Genomic DNA, 22,288 nt, shown 5'->3' on the forward strand with positions numbered 1-22,288 from the left:
AACTAATATCCTCTTTATATTATTTAGGGCTATAGCGTCACTTACGGCCCCTATTCTCTCCAGAACCTCAATTGTCTCCTCAATGAAATATCCAGTTGAGTTTTCTAAATATCCAAAAATACCATTCATATTAATTTCAGTATCAAAATCAATAAGTAATACGCAATCTCTAATCAATTGTGGAATACTGGAAAGAATCACTTTATCCCTAAGTACATGTGTTTCTTCTTCGTAAACACCTACACATATATGCTCTACTATTTCACTTGCTGAAAGACTAAATAAAAACTCATTATTCGGCAACAAATTCTGCACGATAAGTCGAATATTATTCATTCAAACCCTCCCTGAAATACGACAATAAAACTCTTTCGCGTGGTTTCATCTAACTCCTATTCTACGAACACTGTTCATGTTACAAGATTCCAGAATTTATATTTCGAAGACCATTCGCTTTAACCTCCAACCTGCTATTTATTACGAATTCGACAAATATCCTAATTTTTCCTCTTCCGCGCACATGCTCACAGATTCAAACTGATTTCGGCGTAGGCGATCGCCGTTTACATGAGCAAAAAAAAGAAGTGCCCCACGAAAGGGCACTTCAAGAACTTCATCCTCCAACCAACATCTCACAACCCCAACTGATGCCCCTTTTCCAGCCGCTGAATCTGCTTCTCTCCGTCCTCGGCCAGCACGCGGAATTGATCGATCGTTTCGCGCATTTTGGGCAAGGCTTCTTGTTTATAAGTGCTGATGGATTCTAGCGCGGAGAGAACGTCCGCGAAGGCTTGCTTCAAGGTGTCGACGGACAGGCTGGATTCGAAAGCCTGCTTCTGGATCGCGGCGCCTTGCTCCTTTAACATGCGGGAGGTTCCGGCGATCAATTCGTTCGTCGTTTGGTTCAGCAGTTCGATTTTCTTCAGGACGATCTTCTGATTGTACAGGGCGCTCGCGACGGTAACGGAGATTTTCAATGCCGATATCGTCACGTTCTTCGCCCGGTCCACGCCGCGAATCAGTTCCTTGTTGTTCCGGATGACGACTTCGATCGCCATGATCCCTTGCTGGTTGACGACCAGCATTTGCTGCAGGTCCATCACCCTTTGGCGCAGCGGGAACAATACTTCGTCCGTGATGAATTTGATTTTGTCCGGGTCCTCGTTACGTTGCTTCGCCGCTTCGACTTGCGCTTCGATGGAGGCGTCCATCAGCATGCCGAGCTGGATTTCCTTCTGCAGCTTCTTGGTCAAATCCCGAAGCGACTGCTGCTCGATTTCGAGCGTGGTGTTATCGTTCTTCAATGTGGTCTTCCCTTTGTCCAGGGACTCCACGATATCCGCGATGACGGCGTCTGCCTTTTGGAATTTGAGAAAATAAGCGCGCAGCGGATTGAACAGTTTGCCGAGGAACCCTGTTTTCGCGAAATCGATCATGCTGGGATCCAAATCTTTCAATTGCGTATGCAACTCGGCGAGCCCCTTGGCCACCTGCCCGCCGTCATCTCCGGTTTTGGAGAGATTGCCGACCGACACTTGGAGTAAGGCGTTCTTGTTGGACGACTGTTTCATCGTCTGCATGCCGAAGCTTTCGATGGAATTCAAGATTTCTTTCCGCTTCTCCAGCGACTCCAGATCAAGATCCATGATCGCGGCTACGTTGGAGTCGGCCAGTTCTTGCAGTTTGGCCACTTCTTCCGGAACGGGCTTCACCTCTTGCTCGATGGCTTTCTTGATTTCTTGCGGGTCTACGACTTCCATTGAAAATGACATCTTCATCCTCCTCGTTATTCTTACATTTGAACGTTAAACAGACTGCCGATTTTGTAGACCACGTCGTCGGTGTCCGCATTGATGCTCGCCGCTTCGTTGATGCTCGATATGCTCTTCAGCGCCTCGATATTGGCGTTGTAGCCGATGGTGTAGATAGGAATGCGATAGTTCTCGATCAGTCCGCGAATGTCTTGGAGCGTGTATCCCCGGTTCGTCTCGCCGTCGCTAAGCACGAAAATCAGGGGTTTGACCTGAGGGTTCTTCGCCATTTCGTCTTCCAGCATCTTGATTGCTGCGACGATCCCGTTAAACGTAGCCGTGCCTCCGCTGGCCTCCAGGCTTTCCACGGCACCGACGAACATGGACTGTTGATTGGCGTCGAATTTTCCGATGGGCAGATGAATCGTGACCTGATCCGAGTAAGAGACGAGTCCGATGCTATTGTCTTTGCCGAGATATTTTTGACCTTTGATTAACGATTCTTTTAACTTCATTAGCGGTTCGCCATCCATGCTGCCTGATACGTCGGCGACGAACACCGCCGCGATGCTTTTATCTCCGTTCTTCTTCTCTTTCCATATTTTCTGCGCGGAGATCAGCGTGCTGCCGTCAACGGGCTCCAGTTCTTGCTTGTAGTTTTCCAAATTGTTGAAGCCTTTGTCTTTCGCGGCCGTTTGGTACTTTTCCTGTTGGACGAACTCTGCGAACTTCTTGATGACGTCCAGTTTTTCTTTCGGCAGATCGCCTAACGCGTACAGAGGGCTGTCATGCCGGAATCCGAAAGGCGTGAAGACGTAATCGTTCTTCAGCTCCGCCGCGTTGATAAATGTTTGATACTCCAGAACGAACCCGTCCAGCCGGCCGGAAGTCGCCGCGTCGCGCATTTGGATCGTGGTCGAAGCGATAAAAGGAACGTTGGCTTGGAATTGCTCGAACCCTTGGACCGCTTGTTCTCCTAACGGATTCGCAGGATCGAACGTATAGAGCGCCGTAACGAGAAAGTTCAAGCCGGTTGAACTGGCGAAAGGATCCGTATAGCCCATCGAGAATTCGTTGTTCGAAATCGCCTCGGTGACGGTCTTCACGTTCACCGATCCGTACTTCTGAACCAGGGTGTCATGTTTCGACTTGGAAATGACGATGCCCGGAACGTTGCCTACAAGTCTCTTCGCGATCAGTTCCGTTTTGACGCCGCTCGCTTTGACCATTTCGCCCCAAAGTTCATTGGAAGGGGTAAACGCGTCCGGAACGTACTTTTTCGATTTGATATAATCCGTTGCGGTTCCCGATGCGATGTTGCGGATTTTCACGGATGCCGGTTTCCCGTTGACGACGATGTTGGCGTTGTTAAACGCGGTCGCCGTTTCCGTTAGCCACCCGTCCACGCCGGATCCGGATTTCTCGGTCGAGGAGAAAATTTCCACGAAATTGTCCGTCGTGTTCTCTACCGTGATCGGGAACTTGGAGATGTCCGGCAGCGTATCCGCTACGTTGACGGGATCCAGGTCGATCTGTCCTTTAATCGGATCCGCGCTTAAGGGAGCGATTTTCGCATACAGTTTGTTCAGCTTCTTCCCCGCGTCCTCGGCCGTGACCTGGTCTTTCGATTTCCCCCAGTTCGAGGTTGCGTTGACCCCGAAGTAGACCAGGGCGAACACAACGACGAGCAAAACGGCGGAAACGAAGAGAAATTTCTTATTCATCGAAACACCTCTATTGTTTATAAAGTTTGGTTTGTTTGATCAACAAATCGATTTCCTGCATGCCCGGCATATTCTCGATATCTCCCGGGCTCAGGCTGTCCAGGTTGGAGATTTCGACCAACAACTTATCCAACTTCAGCAAAATTTCCTCATTCGTGTCGACGCAGTTTTTGAGGAAAGCCAGAAAGTCGTTGTACAACGTCGCTCTTTCCTGGAGTACGTCTGGGGATAAGCGGGTTTTTCTGCGTGCCATCGCGCGTTCGAAATCTCTCTCGTCGACGACGGACAATCGGTTCAAAAGACTTCTGATGTTGAGGTAAAACAGCTTTTCAACCTCTTCCGTTACGGAAGCGAATTTCTTATGGCTCATTTCCTCGGGCGCGAACCTTTGATTCAGCACGTTAAATAAAGTTTCCTTCTTCTTGCGGATTCGTTCGATCTGCTCGAGAATTAAGGCGATGTCGTCTTCCACCCCTACGATTCTTCTGAAACGCCTAAGCGCCTCGGGATATTCGTCGTAGGACTGAGGCAATTTCGCTTGGATGTGGACCGGTTTTCTCATTAAGATCATGTTGCACCCGTAAATGACGGCAAGGGCGCTGGCGAGTAGCAAGGTGACGCCGATCGCGGTCGATAATGCGTTCTCGCCGATCGTGATTCCCACGAACCCCGGCGAGAGGATGATAATATTGAATATGGCTGCGCCAATGATCAGTGAGAGAAGCTTCATCCATTTCGCAGTCGTCAATTCATAGCCCTCCCTGGTGCCCTCACTCGTAATACGTAGATTCAGCCAAAATGGTACATTTTTCTTTGGAAAAGGCATGGCCTATTCCCTTTATTCGACAACATTGGCCAAGCCTCCTTCCGATTTCGTTCATTTCCTGAAAAGGTCGTATCATTTATTGCTGTATGTATGGAATCGGCAAACGATACCCGTCAATCATCATGCGAGATAAAATGATACAGACGCCGCCCGGATGGCGACGCCTGCATGGTTTTCCATATAGCGATCACGGTCATTTCAAACATCCACATGCTCCACTCGGCGAATCGTGAAATAGGCGACCAGGATCCCGATGACGCCGAGCGCGACGGGCACCGCGATGATGGAGCCTAACGTCGACCCGTTATTGCCGGCATTGAGCAGAACGGCGATGATGATGGACGACACGATGGTGGCCGGCACGGACTTTTTGCGCATTCCGAAGTACAGCGGGATCAGCGCCAACCCCGTGTTGGCAGCGGCATGGACGACGAGCCGCAGCGCTTGGCTCGCGACAAGTTCGTTCGTCAGCTCATCCGTAAAGATCGGCCATTGCTCGTTGTACCAATAGAAGCCAGCCGAGACCAGCACGTTCGTCAATACGATCAGAACGAACGTCACCGCGCAAACGATGAGCAATTTGGCCAACATCAGCTTTTTCCGGTTGATCGGGTACGTGAACAGGATCGTGATCGTGTTGCTGCGATACTCTTCCACCACGAACCTCGACAGCAGCACGGACGCGAAGACGACGTAGGTCGCATTGGTCAGAAACTCGATAACGGAGAATGCATTGGCATAACCCGTGAATGCCTCTTCTCCGTCCGTATTGCCGACCATCAGCACGAACCCGAAAATCGCTAGGCTGGCGATTACGAACGTATATAAGGCGCCGCGCAAACTGTGCTTTTTCAACTCCAATTTAACGAGATGCTTCACGGGCTTCGCCTCCCTGGATCAATTTCAGGAAATAGTCTTCGAGCGTATGGCTCTTCTTATTGAAGGACTCGACGGATACGCCGCCCACGATCAATGCTTTCGCGATGTCGCTTTGCGGCAATTTCCGCTCGTAGATTCGAATAAGGCCGCTGTCTTCGAGGATCCGGAAGTTGCGGATATTCAGGCCCTTCTCCAGAATGAAGGCCGCCTTCGTCAGGTCCCGGGTCGTCAGCTCCAAGTATTCGGTCTGCCTTCCGCGGATCGCTTCCATGGACACTTCTTCCACCAGCTTCCCGCCCTGGATGACGCCGATCGTGTTCGCGATCTGTTCCATCTCCCCCAAGATATGGCTGGAGATGAGCATCGTGATGCCGTACTGCGTACTCAGCATGACGAACAGGTCCCGCAGCTCGCGGATGCCGACAGGATCGAGTCCGTTGATCGGCTCATCCAGGATCAGCAGCTCCGGTTTCGTGGCGATGGCTCTCGCGATGCCCAGCCTCTGCTTCATGCCGAGCGAGAAATGTTTCACCGGCTTGCGTTCGACGTTCTTTAGATTTACCAGCTCCAACGCCTCGCGGATGGCATTGCGGTTATAGAACCCCATGTACTCGCAATGCAGCTCGAGGTTCTCCCGCGCGGTCAGTCTGTCGTAGAAGATCGGGTTTTCGATGATGCTCCCCATTCGCTTCAGCACTTCATACGAAGTCGGCGTCAACCTCTCGCCCAAAATCTCGATCTCGCCGCTCGTCGGCTTGATGAGGTTGGTCAGCATTTTCATGACCGTCGTCTTGCCCGCGCCGTTCGGACCGACGAATCCGTAAATTTCTCCCTTCCGGATGTTCATGCTAACGTTCGACACGGCTTCTTTCCCGCGGTAGCTCTTCGTCAACTGGTACGTGCGCAGAATGTGCGTCATTTTCCATCCCCTTCCTGTTCCTTGATTTCATTGTATCCGGGGATTCTCTCTCTTTTCTGTCTCGTTTCTTACGAAAATCTTACTTCGATTCCGATAACGGCAGCCGAACGTTCAGTTTCGGGAAACGCACGGTAAACGTCGTTCGTTCATACGGTTTGCTGTCCACTTGGATCCTGCCGTCCATCTGTTCCGTCAGCCGCTTGGCGATGGTCAGGCCCAGACCGCTCCCAACGGCGGCCGCGCTCCGGGAATCGTCCAGCATGTACAACCGTTCGAAAATGCGTTCCCGTTCCGTCTCGCCGATGCCCCTGCCCCGGTCCCAAACCTCGATATACGCATGGTCCTCGTCCTGACGCACCGTCATGCCGATCGCGTTCCCTTCGGCTCCGTACCGGACGGCGTTGGAAATCAGATTGTCCAAAATGCGACGCAGCGCTTCTTCGTCTACCTTGACGTAGATGGGGGCTTCCGGAATGTCGATCGACACTTCCAATCCTTTGTCCGTCCAAACGTCGTAATACCCGAGCACGGTATTCCGGCAAACTTCGTTCAGATGCACGTTTCTTCGTTCCAACGGCCAGTCGCCGGATTCGAGCTTCGCCAGATCGAACAGCCTGCCCATGAGCGCGGAAACTTCCACCGCTTTCGATTTGGCTTTGGCCAGCAATTCGTCCTTCTCCTCATCGGACAAGTTCCGGTTATATTGGATCGTCTCGATATACCCGATGACGACCGCCAGCGGCGTCCTCAGATCGTGGGCCACGTTCGTCAGCATTTTACGCATCGACTGCTTGATCCGCGCGCTGTCGGCGGCCGATTCATGGTTGAAGGCAAGAAACCGGTTGATGCCGATCAGCATGTCCCGCAGCTCCGGATCGGCCGTAACGAGCAACAGACGTTCGTTCGTCTTCTCCGACTGGATGCCGTTTAGCTTCTCGTTGATATAGCGAAGGCCGGCATTTCGTCTCGCCGTGATCCGGTATTGCGCAAAATGGACGAATAACGACAACAGGAGCAGCCCGCATAATACGTATGCGATCATCCGGGCTCTCCCAGTTTATAGCCGATCCCCCACAACGTTTTGATATACCGGGGCGCGGAAGGATCGTCTTCGATTTTTTCCCGGAGCCGGCGCATGTGGACGTTGATGACGTTCTCGTCTCCGTAGTAGGCTTCGTTCCAGATCGATTCGTAGATTTGCCCCTTCGTGTACACCCGTTTCGGATTCGCGGCGAACAGCTTCAAGATCCGGAATTCCGTCGCGGTCAGCTTGATGTCCTTGCCGTTCTTCGTCACCGTAAAGTTATCCGTATCGATGACCAAGTCGAACACGCGGATGATCGCGGGCTCATGGGCTTGCGCCGACTGCGAAGTCAACTTGGAGCGGCGGATCGCCGCTTTGACCCGCGCGGTCAATTCGATCAGGGAGAACGGTTTGGCGAGATAGTCGTCTGCCCCGAATCCGAGCCCCAGCGCCTTGTCCACGTCGCCGTCCTTCGCCGACACGATCAGGACGGGAACCCAGCTCTTCGTTCGGATTTGCTGCAGAATCTCCATTCCTCCCGCAACCGGCAGCATCAGGTCGAGAATGATCAAATCGAATGCGTGTTGGGCGAACAGTCTGCTCGCTTCTCCCCCGTCGAAAGCCGTTGCGACTTGGTATCCTTCCATCGTCAAATGCCCGGCCACGATCTCGCTTAAGCTCCGGTCATCTTCGACCAGCAGTATGGTTTCCGCCATCTTGCACCGCCTAGAATATAAAAGTAAACCTGCATTTGCCAATGTTGCCAACAAGCGATATTATATCATAATTTAACTGCCGTAATTTACCAATTATGAGGTAAGAGCGAACAACCATAAATGAAAAAAGCCGCGTTTTCACGCGGACTTGTCACGGTTTTATTCGTTTCCGATATCGTCTTCCGACCACGACTTCGTTCGACCGAGTTCCATCGTCCACAGCTTCTCCCGCGGCAATCCGCGCCGCGCCCATTCGGCAAGCAGCCGGTCCAACGCTTCCTTCGGCGTATCGTCGGCAAGCCGGAAGGCATCGTAATGCATCGGCACGAATACGCTCGCTCCCACGTCCTCGAATGTCTGCACCGCCTCTTCCGGCGTCATATGCGAGCTCCCCATGAACCACTCCGGCTCATACGCTCCGATCGGGATCAGGGCAACGCGGATGTCTCCGTACTTCGCGCTGATTTCGCGAAAGATGCCGTCATAGCCGCTGTCGCCGGCAAAATACAGGCAATCTTCCTTATGGCGCATGACCCAGCCGCCCCAATGGGACGTATTCGTATCCCAAGGCGTCCTTCGCGTCCAATGCTTGGCCGGTACGAAGCCGAACGTGACGTCTTCAACTTGCGTCTCGGACCACCAGGAAAGCTCCTGGACACGGCGGAACCCTTTGCGGCGGAACCAACCGGCAAGTCCGTCCGGCACGAGGGCGAGAAAATCGCCCGGAAGGCGGCGAAGGCTGCCTAAATGGAGATGGTCGTAATGGGCATGGGACAATACGACAACGTCGATCGGCGGCAGTGATTGAATGGGAAGGCCCGGCGGCGTCAGCCGCGAAGAGAATCCCATCCTTGCTGCCCATACCGGATCCGTCACGATGTTAAGCCCGCCGAGCTGTACGAGAAACGTCGAGTGTCCGATAAACGTCACGGTCGGCTTTTCCCGGTTGCCGGACAAGAACGCCGGATCCGGCTCTACACGCGGTACGGTATAAGACAAATCCTTCTTCTTCGCCCGGCGCTCCTTCTGCCATTGCCGCATTTCCGCGAACGATCTGAGATTGGATGAGCCGTCTGCATTTACGAACTTTTTCGCCATAGGGTCGCTTTTCTGCTCCTTCAAACGGATATCGGGATTTGGAAACGGTCTGTTATGGGGATAGGGGAACGCTCATGGACTTAAAATCGTTATAGTACCATGTCTTGTACCCGTCGATCGGCCGAGTCTCCGCACCTTCAACTCCCGGCCCGTAATAGGAGGAAGTATATTCGTAATCGACCTTGTCTTTGGAATCCCCGAAAAAACGAATATGGATGTCCGGATACCGCCGGTCGTCTTTGGAATAATGCTTGAAATAGGCCTCTTCAATGACGGTTTTCCGAAAGTCCGCGGATAACACGAGCTCCTTCGTTCTCTCGAAAATCGCTCGATCCGCTTCCCTATCCGATTCTCGGTTCAGGTAATAATGAAACTCGATCTGGGTGGGCGCCATTTGAACTTTTATTTTTTTAATATCATCATACTCCGAACGGATGGCTTTCTTAAAGGCGTTTAATTGTTCCGATGACAAGGATCGATGGGTCATACATCCGGTAAGAGACAAGACAAAGGCCAACATGATGACCGATATCCCTATTTTCATTCAGCACCTCTCCATCCATGGAAAAGGATAGTACTATGGGGAAGCCATAGCACTATCCTTTTATTTTACATAAAAATTTATTGGAAATACATGACTCCGCCCATGATCCAACCGTTCGCCATGGCGTCGAAGTGTACGCGGTAATCGATACTGCGTCTTTGTCCCCAGGTGGAAACGGCGATCCAACGGTTGTCATTCACGTCACGGTAATACTTGGTGATCGTCATCCAGTGCCACTCGTATTCATAGTCGGACCATTTCTTGGTATTCAGCGTGGCGACGGGAGAATTGATGCTCAGTCCGGCTTTAATATAGTTCGCGACATTATCCAGCGTAAACGAGGCGGAGTTGGTAACGCCTTTCAAGGCAACTCCATTGTCTTTCGCGTACCTTTCGACATCCGAAGTGAAATCCGGGCCGGATATTTCGCCGAACAGGCCGGGATCGATATAAGAATAGAGCTTATCCATATGCTTGACGAAATCGGTTTTCGAGTTCGTATTCCCGACATACAGTTTTCCGTACTTCGTCGGATCTTTGATCTTGGCCAGATAGTTGGTGATATTGGCGGCGGCAACCGGACCGCATCCCCGATCCTGCTTTGTCGAGGTGTCGTACCAGCCTTGATCTCCGCCATAACTGTATGCGTTGGTGGAGTATTCGACCGGAACGAACATGCCATAATCGCGCTCGACCGTCAAAGCCACGTCTTCTTTCGTGACCGTTGCGATCATTACGTCGTTCGACAGTAAGTTTTGGATATGTTTTCGGTTTTCTTCTTTTCGGATCCGTTTGAAGTCTTCGTTGATTTTTTGTTTCTTCTGATTCACTTTCTCCGTGACTTCCTGCGAATGGTTGCCCAGGTCATAATAACGAGCCTGTCCCTGGTCGGAAACTTTGATGAGATAGTCGAACGGCGGAAGGTAGACCACCTCGCCTTTGCCGATCGAATTGCCGGTTCTATTCTTCAATTGTTCTTTCACGTTGCTGACGGCTTGATCTTGAATGTTTATTTCGTAGGTGGCATAACCGTCATCAATCGCGCCTACGGTGATGTATCCGATCTCCCTGCCCTGTTCGAGAAGAGGAACCATATACGCGAAGAGATGGTCATCCATGTCGTACAAGGGAAGGAAATCCATAGAGGCGTTGATCTTCCTGTCATGTGTCTGAAGGTCCGTTTTCATGTATCCGTCCAGGTTGGTTTGGACGATTCTTAATACGTCATCCTTCTTGAGCAAGTTTGCATGATCGAGAGATGGATCCTGGCTTGCAAAGGAATTACCGCTGATTGCGAACAGGAGCAGAAAAGCGACGGCGTGAAGATCCCTGCGATAAATTCCGCGGCACTTTTCATTTGAACCTCTCCTTTTCCCATTTTTGAATGCGGTTACTTAAACCAATACGGCAGGTAAGTTCGTCATTCCACTACTTTCGCTCGTTAATTTTCATTTCCGAGCGTTCCATTCATGGTGTTACATGAGTAGACACGCGAAAGCCGTTTTTCGTTGCATTTGCTAGAAAATAGATATTACAAGTGACACAAAATCGTAAAACCTTGCCCATTGAGCATCGTTGCCCATTGGGCAATAATTAAGATGAGTGTTGCCAAGAAAGGATGGTGCTCGAATCTGCAAGAGCTCATGAATGCGCGGGGATTGCGCGATCGCAAAAAAGCCGCGACGGCGAACGCACTGGCCGAAGCGGCTTACGAACTGGCGATGGAACGCGGGCTGGACGGCTTTGTCGTCGAAGATGTCGTGCAGCGCGCGGGTTATGCCCGAAGGACGTTCGCCAACCATTTCTCTTGTAAAGAAGAAGCGGTGGTCGCGGCGGCCGTGACCTTCCACGGCTATGAGGAAGCCGAGGACTTGCTGGCCCGTCTGCCGGAAGACACGCCTCCGTTGGACTTGCTGCGCCAGCTGACGAAGATGCGGCTGACCGCCGAACTGCTCATGAAAATGCGCGGGCTCGTGACCATGTCCAAACGTTATCCGACGTTGACGCCGTATATCCTCAGCATTCACCGGCTGCTTCAGAACGAAGCCCAGCAAGTGCTGAGCGGCTTCTCCAGGGGACGTTACCCGGAAGGATACCCCCACCTGCTCACGGGCGCGGTTTTCGGCGCGCTGCTGCCTTTGCTGGACGGCACCCTGAACGTGTTGCTGCCGGGCCAGCCGGCTGCGGAAGCCCCCGGGGCGAAGACGTTCGAAGAATATTTGGAAACGATGTTCGGTTTATTAAAAAACGGCTTCTAGCGGTTTTCCGCACGGCCCCACATGAAGGAGAAGTGTCATGTCTTTATTTTTGTACAAACTCGGAAAAACCGCTTACGGCAAACCGTGGTATTTCATCGCCGCTTGGATCGCGATTCTCGGCGTCGTCCTCGCCATGCTAGGCGCGAACGGCATCCAAGTCAGTTCCGAAATGAAAATCGAGGGCACGGAATCGCAGAAAGTGTTGGATCAGCTCGCGGAGAAGCTTCCGGAAGCTTCCGGCGGACAAGCCAGCGTCGTATTCAAGGCGCCTGCCGGCGAGCGTTTGGATACGCCCGAGCGGATAGCCGCGATCGCCAAAGCCGTTAACGACGTATACAGCCTTGAATACGTAATCAATCCTGCCGAAGCGTACGCGGAAGCCGGCGCCGTCCAAGGGGACGCCCAGCAGTCCGGCGCCGCATCCGCCCAAGGCGCCCAGAGCGCCTCAGGCGCGGGGGACGCGCAAGCCGCTGCCGGAGCGTCCGCCCCGTTCGGCCCCCTGGTCGTTAGCGGCGTTCCGGTGCCCGGCGTCATGATCGCCGCGGACGGCAGCGTCGCCTTGTTCCAATTCCAATTTACCGTGCCGCAAATGTCGCTGCCCGAATCCGTGCCGGATACCGTCATCGAGGCCGTGAAGGCCGTCGAGAGCTCCGGCATCCAGGCCTTGCCGAGCGATTCGCTGGCCGGTAAACCCGCGATCGGATCGACCGAAGGCATCGGCCTGCTCGTCGCCGCCGTCGTGCTTTTCCTGACGCTCGGCTCCGTGGTCGCCGCGGGCTTGCCGCTCCTGATCGCCCTTCTCGGCGTAGGCGTCAGCGTAGGCGGCGCCTACGCGATCTCGGCCTTCATCTCGATGACCGATATTACGCCGGTGTTGGCGCTGATGATCGGTCTGGCCGTAGGCATCGACTACGCCCTCTTCATCGTGAATCGCCAGCGCCGCATGATTCTGGATCAAGGACTATCCGCGCGCGAAGCGGCTAGCAGGGCGATCGGCACGGCCGGCAGCGCGGTCTTGTTCGCGGGACTTACGGTCATCATCGCTTTGTGCGGCATGCTCGTGATCGGGATCGCCTTCCTGTCCACGATGGCGCTGATCGCGGCGGCGGCCGTCTTCGTCAACGTGCTTATCGCCCTAACGTTGCTTCCAGCCTTGCTTGGCCTGGTCGGCGAGCGCATTTGCTCGGCCAAAGCAAGGGCCAACAGCAGCGCTCACGGATCGGAACCCCGCCACGGCGTGGCTGCCCGGTGGGTCAAAGGGGTCGTGAAGTTCCGCTGGCTCGTCGTGGTCGGCATCGTCGTTGTCTTGGGTGCGGCCGCGATTCCCGTCGCCAAGATGGAGCTGGCCATTCCTTCCGGCGCTACGGCGAATTTGGATACGGCGGCCAGACAGAGCTACGACGCGATTTCGGACGGCTTCGGGGAAGGCTTCAACGGTCCGCTGCTTTTGGTCGCCGAACCGAAAGGGGACTCGGCTCATGTAACGCCGGAATGGATAAACGGGATCGTGTTGGACCTGCAGCAGCAGGACAACGTCTTGCTGGCGACCGCCGCAGGCGCCAGCAAAACCGGCGATATGGCGATATTCAGCCTGATCCCGAAGACGGGACCGACGGACGCCGAAACCAAACAACTCGTCCAGCATCTCCGCGTAACGGATTCTCCGATCGCCCGGAAATACGATGCCGAGATCGGCGTCACCGGGTTTACGGCGATTAACATCGACATGTCGTCCAAGCTGGCGGAGGTATTTCCGTTATACGTCGCCACGATCGTCATTCTCTCGCTGATCATTTTGCTGCTCGTGTTCCGTTCGATCATCGTGCCGATCAAGGCCACGATCGGATTCCTGCTCAGCGTGCTCGCCACGTTCGGCATCGCCACGGCCGTGTTCCAATGGGGATGGCTCCATTCCCTGTTCGGCTTCGATACCGGCGGTCCGTTGCTCAGCTTTATGCCGATTATGGTCACCGGCATCCTCTACGGGCTGGCGATGGATTACCAGGTGTTCCTGGTCAGCTCCATGCGGGAAGCTTACGTGCACGGACATAAAGGGACGGAGAGCGTCGTGCGCGGATACGAACAAGCCAGCCGCGTCGTCGTGGCCGCGGCCGTGATCATGGTATCCGTCTTCGCCGGCTTTATTTTCGCGGAGGATATCATGATCAAACAGATCGGCTTTGCGCTGGCGTTAGGCATTCTGATCGACGCGTTCCTCGTCCGAATGGCCCTGGTGCCTGCCGTGATGAAAATTTTCGGCGACCTTGCGTGGAAGCTGCCGAAATGGTTGGACCGGTTGTTGCCGAACCTGGACGTCGAAGGCGACAAGCTGCTCGCCGCGTTGAACGCCCATAACGATGCAGCGGAGAAGCCAATCGATTCCGCGAAAGTCTGATCCACATGGCCCACTCGACTCGATTGCCCAAAGGGAGCTTCGGCTCCCTTTTCTTTTTCTTATCCGCTTCGCATCATGGATAGACTGAACTGCTAGTCAAATCGCGCCGACGACCCGATGGGGAACGTACGGCTCTTCGAGGGACGCGATCTCCTCCGGCGTCAGCTTCACCGCCAGGGCGGCGACGGCATCTTCGAGATGCGAGATTTTCGTGGCGCCGATAATCGGTGCGGTGACCGGTTCTTTCTGCCATAACCAGGCAAGGGCGATATGGGAGCGGGGAACGCCGCGTTGTTCGGCGATGGCCGCGACGCGTTCGACGATTAACCGGTCTTGATCTTCCGTCGCCCCGTATTTCGATTTCTGCACCTGGTCGGTTTCGGAACGAAGGGTGGTTTCCGACCAATCCCGCGTCAATCTTCCGGAGGCGAGCGGGCTGTAAGGAATGACCCCGATTTTCTCTTCCCGGCAGAGCGGCAGCATCTCCCGTTCCTCTTCGCGGTAGATGAGGTTAAGATGGTTCTGCATCGATACGAACCGGGTCCATCCGTGTTTCTCGGCAACATGCAGCGCCTTCATGAATTGCCAGGCGTACATGGCGGACGCTCCGATATACCTCGCCTTCCCTGCTTTCACGACGTCATGGAGGGCTTCCATCGTTTCCTCGATCGGCGTTTGGTAATCCCAACGATGGATTTGGTACAGGTCCACGTAATCCGTTCCCAGGCGTTTCAGGCTTTTGTCGATTTCGGTCATGATGGCCTTGCGGGAAAGACCTGCTCCATTCGGTCCTTCAAACATGCGGAAATAGACCTTCGTGGCGATTACGACTTCATCCCGGTCCGCGTAATCCTTCAAGGCTCGTCCGAGGAATTCCTCGCTGGTGCCGTCCGAATACACGTTGGCCGTATCGAAAAAGTTGACGCCGAGCTCCAAAGCCTTCTGGATAATCGTACGGCTGCTCTCTTCATCGATCACCCACGGGTGCATCCACCGCCCCTTTTCCCCGAAGCCCATGCAGCCCAGGCAGATCCGGGATACGTCCAAACCGGTGTTCCCCAGTTTCGTATATTCCATGTTGCTAATTCCTCCTTTACCGCATTCTCCTTGATTCTAGCAGAAAACGAATCCCCTTACCTGTATCGGCAAGGGGAGATCCTCTTTATCCGGCCGCACCGTCTGACGACAAATATTGATTGATTTGTTGGAGCTCCTGACGATAAATGGAGCGAATGACCGGCGGAACCATGAAACGCTCCAGCCAGCCGGCGATGCCCGGTTTGCTCCGGAATTCGCTCGTCAGTCGGATCCGGCAGCGGCTGCCTCCGTCCGTCGGGGTGAGCAGCCAAGTCGTCGTGACGCCGGCCTTCGCATCCTTCTCTTGGATGACCCGACCCGGTTCCGGTTCGGATATCGTCATCTCGAGAGTCGAACGATTTCCCAAGACGTTCATTTTCAGACGGAATACCGTTCCGGCGCCTTTGCCGCCCTTTAACACCTCCAACGATTCGAACTGCTTGGGGAGAATCCGGCGGTGCTCCTCCATGTCCGTGACGACTTGGTAAACCTTCGGATGCGAAGCTTCGATCAATTGTTCTACCGTAACCGCGTAAGTGCTCATTCGAGGTCTCCTCCCGACTTGGATGGTATGGCGCCCGTCAAATACGTTCGAATCGAATCTTTGATCGCGGCGGCCAGCTCATATTGCCGTTCGTGATGCACCCAACAAGCGATGGCGAAAACGAATAGCGCCGTCATTTCCAGGAACAATTGCTCGGCGGGACGGTCTTGCCGCAATTCCCCGTTTTGCTGCCCGGAGACGACGATCGCCCGCAATTGACCGTCGAAGCTGTTCGGACTGTGGTCTTCAAGCCCCCGGCGAAGCCGTTCCAAACTCCAAATAAACGCAAGCTCCGGATGGGCCTGAATCCATGACGCCGACCAATCGATGAAACGATCGAGTTTCTCCGTCAGGGTATCGGGTTGAAGTACTCGGGCACTCGCGAGGCTGGTATCCTGCGCTTGCATGATCGCCATCCCGGCGACGAGCAAGTCTTCTTTCGTGTCGAAATAATTGTAGAACGTTCCTTTCGCGACGCCGGAGGTTGTCGTGATTTGATCTACCGTCGTCTTCGCGAAGCCCTGCGTTTCATACAGCTTCATACCGGCTTGGATGAGCGCGGACCGGACAAGCTCCTTCTGTTTCTCTCGCATTCGCATGGGTGGAATTCCTCTTCTCCGGTGGCCTCAATTGCGATGATCTTCGTGCCGAAATATGACCGCAGTCATTTTATGTCCTTGGTCATATCTTATAATGGAAATAAATGGTCCGTCAATATGGGAATGGGCCGCCGCAAAAGAAAAATCCGCGGCAGCCGCGGATCATCGTTTTTTCGTCATATCGTCGACCGTCGCTTTCATGGACGCTACGGTCGTCTTCTTATATTGCAATCCAAGCCGAAGGACTTTGATTTGCTGCTTGCGGGTCAATTGAGAGAAACGGGGCTCCTGCCGCAAAAACCTTCGGATGATCGACCAACTGGCGGCAGGGGTCCGCTCCCTCTTGACGAGCGGTATGTCATAGGGCAGGTTCCGCTTGCGGAAGCGTTGAACCAGCGAGTGAATACGCGCCGAGACATTGCTCTCGTCTACCAGACAAGGCGCGGCGATCTTTTTCGTATGCTTTCGGAGATATTCGTAATGACTGTTCCCGCCGATCAGGACGTAATCGTCTTTTTTCCTGCTTTTACGGACGACCAACAGATGCATGCAATCTTGCGCGGCTCTTCGAAGTTCGTTAATCCGCTGCGTAATGGGGACGGAAATTCCGGATCTGGTTTTCTTATCTATATGCCCCGCATGCCTAAATTGTATCTCCAAGGATTTTCAGAACCGAAACCTTAACCAGAGAAATACTTTTCGAACATTGGGTACACTGCCATTTCGGGCGAACAGGATTGTACATATATTGTGCAATATCGATTCGACAGCCCTCGATGCTGCCGTCGCGAAAGGAGAGGACAGACATGGATCACTTGCTCTTCATATGCGAACGCTGTTTGAACCAACGAGTCGCGGTTGCGACCGTTGACGGCCGGATCCACGAAGGAGTACTCGTTCGATACGATAATCAACACGTTTATCTGAATGTATCCCCTGCCTACATCGCGAACAAAGCGACCACGAAAGCGTTCGGATTTCCCATTCTCGCACTGGCTTTGTTCGACATTTTGGCGATCTCATTAATCGCGGGAGGGTTCTTTATTTAATCCGTTTCCGAATGAGCTCCCCGCTCCCCAAGACGAGGATATCCTTGCCTGGCAAAAATGTTTTCATTAAAAGAGCGTTCCCCCTCCTTCTGGAGGAAGAACGCTCTTCTCGTACTTCAAGGGGACGCCAAAATGGCGTCGATCTTCGCCGCGCTCTCGCGGAGCGCTTCGGCGACGGGCCGTTCCCCCTCGAATATCCGGGTCACCATGCGGGAGAACTCGTCGTCCACTTCGTCCCATTGCGGAACGGGAGGACGCGGCTCGGCGTGCTGAAGCTGGTCGACGTAAACGCGGAACACGGGCTGCAGCTTGGCCCGGTCGAAATCCCGGATGGCCGGGATCAATCCCGTCTCCGCCATGATTTCCTGCACCGGTTCGGACACCATGAATTTCATGAACGTCCATGCTTCCTGCGGATGGCGGGAACCTCGGAACAGCACCAGGTTCTCTCCGCCGATGACGGAGGTGCCATCCCGTTCTTCCGACGGGAACAATCCGGTCGCCATGTCGTCCAGCAGAGCATGGTTTTCCGTATGCTCATTCGACGTGAAAAACCAATGCGCTTCGTCGATCATGAGGATTTTGCGGCCGAATAAGCCGTCCCAGCCTCCCGGCTCCCCTCCCACGACGGTCGGGCTGATCAATCCTTCGTCGAACCATGCTTTCAGCTTCCGCATCGCCTTCACGCTGGCCGGACTGTCCAGGTATCCGCCAGCTTTGTCCAGCGCGGGACTCAGCAGCTCGCCGCCGAGCGTACGGAAATAAGGCAGCATTCCCCACGTGCTCGAACAGCAGATGCTGACGCCGTACAGCCCCGGATCATTCGCTTTCAGTCTCCGCGAAGCCGCGATGAGCTCGTCGAACGTCGCGGGCGGAGCCGACAGACCGGCTTCCTTCAGCAACGTTCGGTTGTAAATCGGCACCATCGTCGTCGCGTTAAGCGGGATGCCGTAATAACGTCCGTCGTAAAGATTCGTCTGGATCAGAGAGCCGGTAAACCGGTCTTGGTACTCGCCGAAGTCGGGCATGGCGGTCAGATCGGTGAGCGCGCCGCTGCGGGCGAACTGCGGCACCCAGATGATGTCCATCCGCATGACGTCCGGCTGCTTGTCGTCGGCGACCGCAGCGACGATATTGTCGTTCAATTGGGACGTATAGTTCTGCCGCACCGCATGCACGGCGACGTTCGGGTGTTCCTTCTCGAACAGCGGCAGCACGCGGTCTTCGAACACTCGGGTCTCGACGTCGCTGTACGTATGCCAGAACTGCAATTCGACCTTGGCTCCGGATGCCGAATCCCGTCCCGATGCGTTCGGTTCCTCGACCAGCGTATAGGGGGAACATGCCGCAAGCGTCGAGAACAGCGGCAAAACCGCCAACCATCGCCGAATGATCCGTCCTCCGTGCCTCAACCCTCTCCCCCCTCGCCTTTTCGTGCCCGGATCCGGTATTCAACGGGCGTGCATCCGGTTTCCCGTTTGAACATTTTCAGAAAATGCTTCGCGCTGTTAAACCCGCATTGGATGCCGACATCGAACACTTTCAGCGTCGTCGTCTCCAGCAGGTGGCGGGCGTAGCGGATGCGCAGCCGGATGACGTAATCGATGAAATTGAGTCCCACGCGGCGCTTGAACGTCTCGCTGAAATAGTTGCGGCTCATGTGCACGCTGTCCGCGACTTCCTGCAAGGACAACTCGGACCGGTAATGCTCTTGAATGTAGAGGATCGCAGACTGGATCGCCTGGGTGCCGCCGGATGGGTCCGGGGATGCCGGCAGCGCTGGCGCCCCCCTGAGATCCGCGCCTTGGCGGAAGCGGGAGCTTACGATGGCGATGACGTCTTCCAAGCTTTCCGCCTGCCGAAGCTTCTCGTTCTCTTCCATTAACAGCTCCAGCCGCTCCTCGGCTTTCAGGAAATGCCGGCTGGTCGCGATCCGCAGCAGCAAGTCGCCGGCCAACTTGCGGATATCATCCGGCGCGATCGTCCGCGAACGCCACAGCTCGAAAATTTGGCCCAACGTCCGTTCGCAGGCGGCTGCATCGGACTCTGCCAGCTTGCGGGAGAACCGTTCGCGCAACGCGGCCGCTTGCTCTCGCGCTTCCGCCCCCGCGTCGGCCGCATCTCCGGAGACCGATGCGGGATTTCGGGCGATTTCGCCGTCGTAGCAACCCCCAATGCCTTCGAAAAAGGCGCGCGCGAACGCGCGCTCGGCCCAGCTATAGGCATCCGGCAACCGTCCGAGATCATGGAAAAGCGGGCTGATGCCGACCGTCACGCGGGATCCGTCCTGCCCGCCGGTTTCGGCGGCTAATAGAGCGCTATGGGCCTCGCGCACGCGCGCGCCGGCCATTCCGGCGGAATTCCCTTCCGCTCCGTCCGGGAGCAGCAACGCAAGCTCTCTCTCGTTGATCGCGCAGAGCGCCCCTTCGGGGAAGAGCTCGGCCAGCTTCCGGGTCCGGCGCTCGGGTTCCCTTCCGACCCCCGCAACGTTCCATCGCCAGATGGACAGGACATAGGGCCCCGGGAACTCGCCGGCATAACGCGGCAATTCCGCCGGTTGTCCGCTTAAGGCCCTCTGCATCTCCGTTTCCAGAAGATGCCGCTCGCGCTTCTTCTCTTCTCGCGCGTACAGAGCCGAATGTTCCTCCAGAGACCGCTCTCCGTCGAGACGCCGCCGGCACTCCTCGAGCAGCCGCGTCACGTCTTCCGGCTCCATCGTCGGCTTCAGCAAATAATCGACGACGGCGCCGAGCTGTACCGCTTGCCGGGCATATTCGAAATCGCTGTAGCTGCTGATCAGGATCGCTTTCAGATGCGGCCGGCTTCGCCTGGCGAGGCGAATGAGCTCGAGCCCGTCCATGACGGGCATCTTGATATCGGTAATCAGAATATCGACTTCCTTCTCGATCACCAAGCCGAGCGCGGCTTCTCCGTTGCCGGCCTCGCCCGCCAGCTCGATCCCGGCTCCCTTCCAATCGACGGTGGATGCGAGGCCGTACCGGATGATCGGCTCGTCGTCGACGATCAGCGCTTTATACGCCGCCATTGTCCGCTTCTCCTCTCGGCGTCATGATCAGTTCCACGTCCGTGCCGCGGTCCGGTTCGCTGCGGATGGAAACGCCGCTGCCCGGCCCGCAAAACAACTGAAGCGTCTCATGGACGTGCCGCAGACCGATCCCGAACATGCCCGGCTTCGGGGACTCCCCTTCTTGCCGCATTAACGATCGGAGGCGGACGGGATCGATGCCGACTCCGTCGTCGGAGACGGTGATCGCGACGGTCCCCGGAACGGGCGACTCCCGACGGGCGACCGCAAGCCGCAGCGTTCCCCGTTCCGCCCGGGAAGCAAGCCCGTGGAAAATCGCGTTTTCCACGATCGGCTGCAGCAGCATCCGGGGCATTTCGACGTCCAGCAGCGCTTCGTCCGCTTCGATCTCCAGCCTCAATCCTTCCCCATAGCGGAGCCGCTGGATGAGCATGTATTGGTCCAGCATCCGGAGTTCTTGGCGGATCGTCGTCATCATCCCCGATTTGCCCATGCTCGACTCCATGAGTTCCACCAACGCGGCGATGCCTTTGTAAGCGCCTTCGGAATGATTCAGCCGGATCATCCAACGGATCGTCGACAGCGTGTTATACAGAAAATGGGGGTTGATCTGGTGCCGCAGCGCGCGGATTTCGGCTTCCCGCTTGCGCGCGCCCGCCTCGTCCACTTCCCGGACCAACGTCTCGATTTGCCCGGCCATTTGGTTGAACCGAAGGCTCAGCTTGCCGATTTCGTCGCGGGAACGGATGCGGGTCCGCGCTTTGAAATCGCTGTTTTCGATCGCTGCCATCTGCCGGGTCAGCTCCTGGAGCGGACGGGTGATCCGCGTCGAGAAGAGCAGGCCGACCAGCAGCGCGGCGAACAGGAACAGGAGCGTGTAAAGGGAGATTTTGCGCTGCAGCGACTCGATGTCCCCGATGATTTCCTTGACCGGCACTTGCCCGACGAGTTTCCACCCGTTGGCCATTCGCACCGATACGACATAAAAGTCCTCCCCTCCCAGCTTCGTTTGGAATTCCAGCTCCTCGTCTCGCTGGCTGCCGATCCGCCGGGCAAGCTCGCGGTCCGGCAGCGGCTTGCCCCACCGGTCCGGGTCGGCGTCGATCATCACTTGACCCGAACCGTCGACGACGGACCAGCGCCCGGTTCGGCCGAGCTGGATCCGCTGGGCGGCATCGAGGAGCAGCTGGCCGTCCAGGTTGACGAGAATGACGCCTTCCGTCTCCCTCGACTTCAGATCCCGGAACGCGTCGACCAGCGTCAATACGAGCTCGGTGTTGTCCCCTCCGCCGCTGAACGGATCGTAACCGAGCGGCAGCCAAATTTCGTTGGCCTTATTGCCCACGACTTGGCTGTACCAGTCGTGGCCCGACAGCGTGTACCGTTTGACCTTGGACGCGTTGAACAGGCCGCTGCCCCAGCTCTCTCCCCGTTCTCTCAAAATGTAAATGCTGCGCACGAACGAGCTGGCGTATATCGTATCGTTAAGCGTTTGGCCGATGGATTCCTTGATTCCGAATGTTTCGTCCACGGTCAAATTCCCCTGCCGCTCCCGGTTCAAGGCATCCTGCAGCCGCGTGTTGCGGAAAATCTGCTGCCCCATGTCCGTGCCGACCGTCAGCATCAGGGACAAATAATCGGCCGTCTGCTTCGCCCCTTGTTCGGCGGAGGTTCGGACATGGCTTCCGATGATGGAAACCGTAGAACCGTAATAGGTCGTGCTGATCAAGGTCGCGGACAGGAGGATCAAGCTCAGCACCATGGCGACCAGCTTCGTGGACACTTTCTCGAACAGCCGCTTCTTCAGCCATTTGATCATCGGAGTCCCAACCGTTTACG

At 55.3% G+C, this 22,288-nt stretch carries 20 protein-coding genes; 3 read left to right on the forward strand and 17 right to left on the reverse strand.

The features are described from left to right. The 11 genes from PTZ19_RS22595 to PTZ19_RS22645 form a co-directional block, all read right to left on the reverse strand. On the reverse strand, nucleotides 1–336 hold a 336-nt coding region (locus PTZ19_RS22595), incomplete at its 3' end, for a DMP19 family protein (RefSeq protein WP_422615034.1). A gap of 296 nt (nucleotides 337–632) precedes the next feature. Beyond that, entirely contained in the window at nucleotides 633–1,772 is a 1,140-nt protein-coding gene (locus tag PTZ19_RS22600) for a toxic anion resistance protein (protein WP_276357905.1), read from the reverse strand. Between the two features lie 20 nt (nucleotides 1,773–1,792). Next, the gene (locus tag PTZ19_RS22605; RefSeq protein WP_276357906.1) at nucleotides 1,793–3,475 is read right to left on the reverse strand and encodes a VWA domain-containing protein; all 1,683 of its coding nucleotides are present in this window, start codon (nucleotides 3,473–3,475) and stop codon (nucleotides 1,793–1,795) included. 10 nt (nucleotides 3,476–3,485) lie between these two features. Then, complete coding sequence (locus tag PTZ19_RS22610) at nucleotides 3,486–4,301, reverse strand: hypothetical protein (protein ID WP_276357907.1); 816 nt, start codon at nucleotides 4,299–4,301, stop codon at nucleotides 3,486–3,488. 198 nt (nucleotides 4,302–4,499) lie between these two features. Continuing rightward, nucleotides 4,500–5,180: an ABC transporter permease gene (locus tag PTZ19_RS22615; protein WP_276357908.1), complete on the reverse strand. Its 681-nt coding sequence runs from the start codon at nucleotides 5,178–5,180 to the stop codon at nucleotides 4,500–4,502. Continuing rightward, the gene (locus PTZ19_RS22620) at nucleotides 5,164–6,099 is read right to left on the reverse strand and encodes an ABC transporter ATP-binding protein (RefSeq protein ID WP_276357909.1); all 936 of its coding nucleotides are present in this window, start codon (nucleotides 6,097–6,099) and stop codon (nucleotides 5,164–5,166) included. Before PTZ19_RS22620 ends, PTZ19_RS22615 begins: the two co-directional genes overlap by 17 nt. A 79-nt stretch (nucleotides 6,100–6,178) precedes the next feature. Beyond that, complete coding sequence (locus PTZ19_RS22625) at nucleotides 6,179–7,141, reverse strand: sensor histidine kinase (RefSeq protein WP_276357910.1); 963 nt, start codon at nucleotides 7,139–7,141, stop codon at nucleotides 6,179–6,181. After that, nucleotides 7,138–7,839, reverse strand: a complete 702-nt coding sequence (locus PTZ19_RS22630) for a response regulator transcription factor (RefSeq protein ID WP_276357911.1) — start codon at nucleotides 7,837–7,839, stop codon at nucleotides 7,138–7,140. The genes PTZ19_RS22625 and PTZ19_RS22630 overlap by 4 nt, the downstream gene beginning before the upstream one ends. A gap of 159 nt (nucleotides 7,840–7,998) precedes the next feature. Continuing rightward, nucleotides 7,999–8,937, reverse strand: coding sequence for an MBL fold metallo-hydrolase (locus PTZ19_RS22635; RefSeq protein ID WP_276357912.1), 939 nt, complete (start codon nucleotides 8,935–8,937; stop codon nucleotides 7,999–8,001). Between the two features lie 52 nt (nucleotides 8,938–8,989). Further along, entirely contained in the window at nucleotides 8,990–9,331 is a 342-nt protein-coding gene (locus tag PTZ19_RS22640) for a hypothetical protein (protein WP_276357913.1), read from the reverse strand. 227 nt (nucleotides 9,332–9,558) lie between these two features. Beyond that, on the reverse strand, nucleotides 9,559–10,623 hold the full coding sequence (locus PTZ19_RS22645; protein WP_276357914.1) for a hypothetical protein: 1,065 nt from the start codon (nucleotides 10,621–10,623) through the stop codon (nucleotides 9,559–9,561). A gap of 456 nt (nucleotides 10,624–11,079) precedes the next feature. Here PTZ19_RS22645 and PTZ19_RS22650 point away from each other — a divergent pair, with 456 nt between their 5' ends. Together PTZ19_RS22650 and PTZ19_RS22655 are read left to right on the forward strand one after the other, a co-directional pair. Beyond that, nucleotides 11,080–11,739 (forward strand): TetR/AcrR family transcriptional regulator, encoded by a 660-nt coding sequence (locus tag PTZ19_RS22650; protein ID WP_276357915.1) that lies wholly within the window; start codon nucleotides 11,080–11,082, stop codon nucleotides 11,737–11,739. Nucleotides 11,740–11,776: 37 nt separating this feature from the next. Beyond that, complete coding sequence (locus tag PTZ19_RS22655; protein WP_276357916.1) at nucleotides 11,777–14,134, forward strand: MMPL family transporter; 2,358 nt, start codon at nucleotides 11,777–11,779, stop codon at nucleotides 14,132–14,134. 96 nt (nucleotides 14,135–14,230) lie between these two features. On the opposite strand, the gene PTZ19_RS22660 is transcribed toward PTZ19_RS22655, so the two are convergent. The 3 genes from PTZ19_RS22660 to PTZ19_RS22670 all read right to left on the reverse strand — a co-directional run bounded on the left by PTZ19_RS22660 (nucleotide 14,231) and on the right by PTZ19_RS22670 (nucleotide 16,354). After that, nucleotides 14,231–15,211, reverse strand: a complete 981-nt coding sequence (locus PTZ19_RS22660; RefSeq protein WP_276357917.1) for an aldo/keto reductase — start codon at nucleotides 15,209–15,211, stop codon at nucleotides 14,231–14,233. Nucleotides 15,212–15,296: 85 nt separating this feature from the next. Further along, entirely contained in the window at nucleotides 15,297–15,755 is a 459-nt protein-coding gene (locus PTZ19_RS22665) for an SRPBCC family protein (RefSeq protein ID WP_276357918.1), read from the reverse strand. Then, on the reverse strand, nucleotides 15,752–16,354 hold the full coding sequence (locus PTZ19_RS22670; RefSeq protein ID WP_276357919.1) for a TetR/AcrR family transcriptional regulator: 603 nt from the start codon (nucleotides 16,352–16,354) through the stop codon (nucleotides 15,752–15,754). Before PTZ19_RS22670 ends, PTZ19_RS22665 begins: the two co-directional genes overlap by 4 nt. Before the next feature lie 36 nt (nucleotides 16,355–16,390). On the opposite strand from PTZ19_RS22670, the gene PTZ19_RS22675 reads away from it, so the two are divergent. Continuing rightward, nucleotides 16,391–17,038, forward strand: coding sequence for a hypothetical protein (locus PTZ19_RS22675; protein ID WP_276357920.1), 648 nt, complete (start codon nucleotides 16,391–16,393; stop codon nucleotides 17,036–17,038). A 481-nt stretch (nucleotides 17,039–17,519) separates the two neighbouring features. Here PTZ19_RS22675 and PTZ19_RS22680 read toward each other — a convergent pair whose 3' ends face one another. The 3 genes from PTZ19_RS22680 to PTZ19_RS22690 are packed head-to-tail and all read right to left on the reverse strand — an operon-like array spanning nucleotide 17,520 to nucleotide 22,268. Beyond that, nucleotides 17,520–18,815, reverse strand: a complete 1,296-nt coding sequence (locus tag PTZ19_RS22680; RefSeq protein ID WP_276357921.1) for an extracellular solute-binding protein — start codon at nucleotides 18,813–18,815, stop codon at nucleotides 17,520–17,522. Next, nucleotides 18,812–20,449, reverse strand: a complete 1,638-nt coding sequence (locus PTZ19_RS22685) for a helix-turn-helix domain-containing protein (protein WP_276357922.1) — start codon at nucleotides 20,447–20,449, stop codon at nucleotides 18,812–18,814. Before PTZ19_RS22685 ends, PTZ19_RS22680 begins: the two co-directional genes overlap by 4 nt. Further along, nucleotides 20,436–22,268: a cache domain-containing sensor histidine kinase gene (locus tag PTZ19_RS22690; RefSeq protein WP_276357923.1), complete on the reverse strand. Its 1,833-nt coding sequence runs from the start codon at nucleotides 22,266–22,268 to the stop codon at nucleotides 20,436–20,438. Before PTZ19_RS22690 ends, PTZ19_RS22685 begins: the two co-directional genes overlap by 14 nt. Nucleotides 22,269–22,288: the final 20 nt, after the last annotated feature.

The organism is Cohnella caldifontis, assembly GCF_029360585.1.
GTDB lineage: Bacteria > Bacillota > Bacilli > Paenibacillales > Paenibacillaceae > Cohnella > Cohnella caldifontis.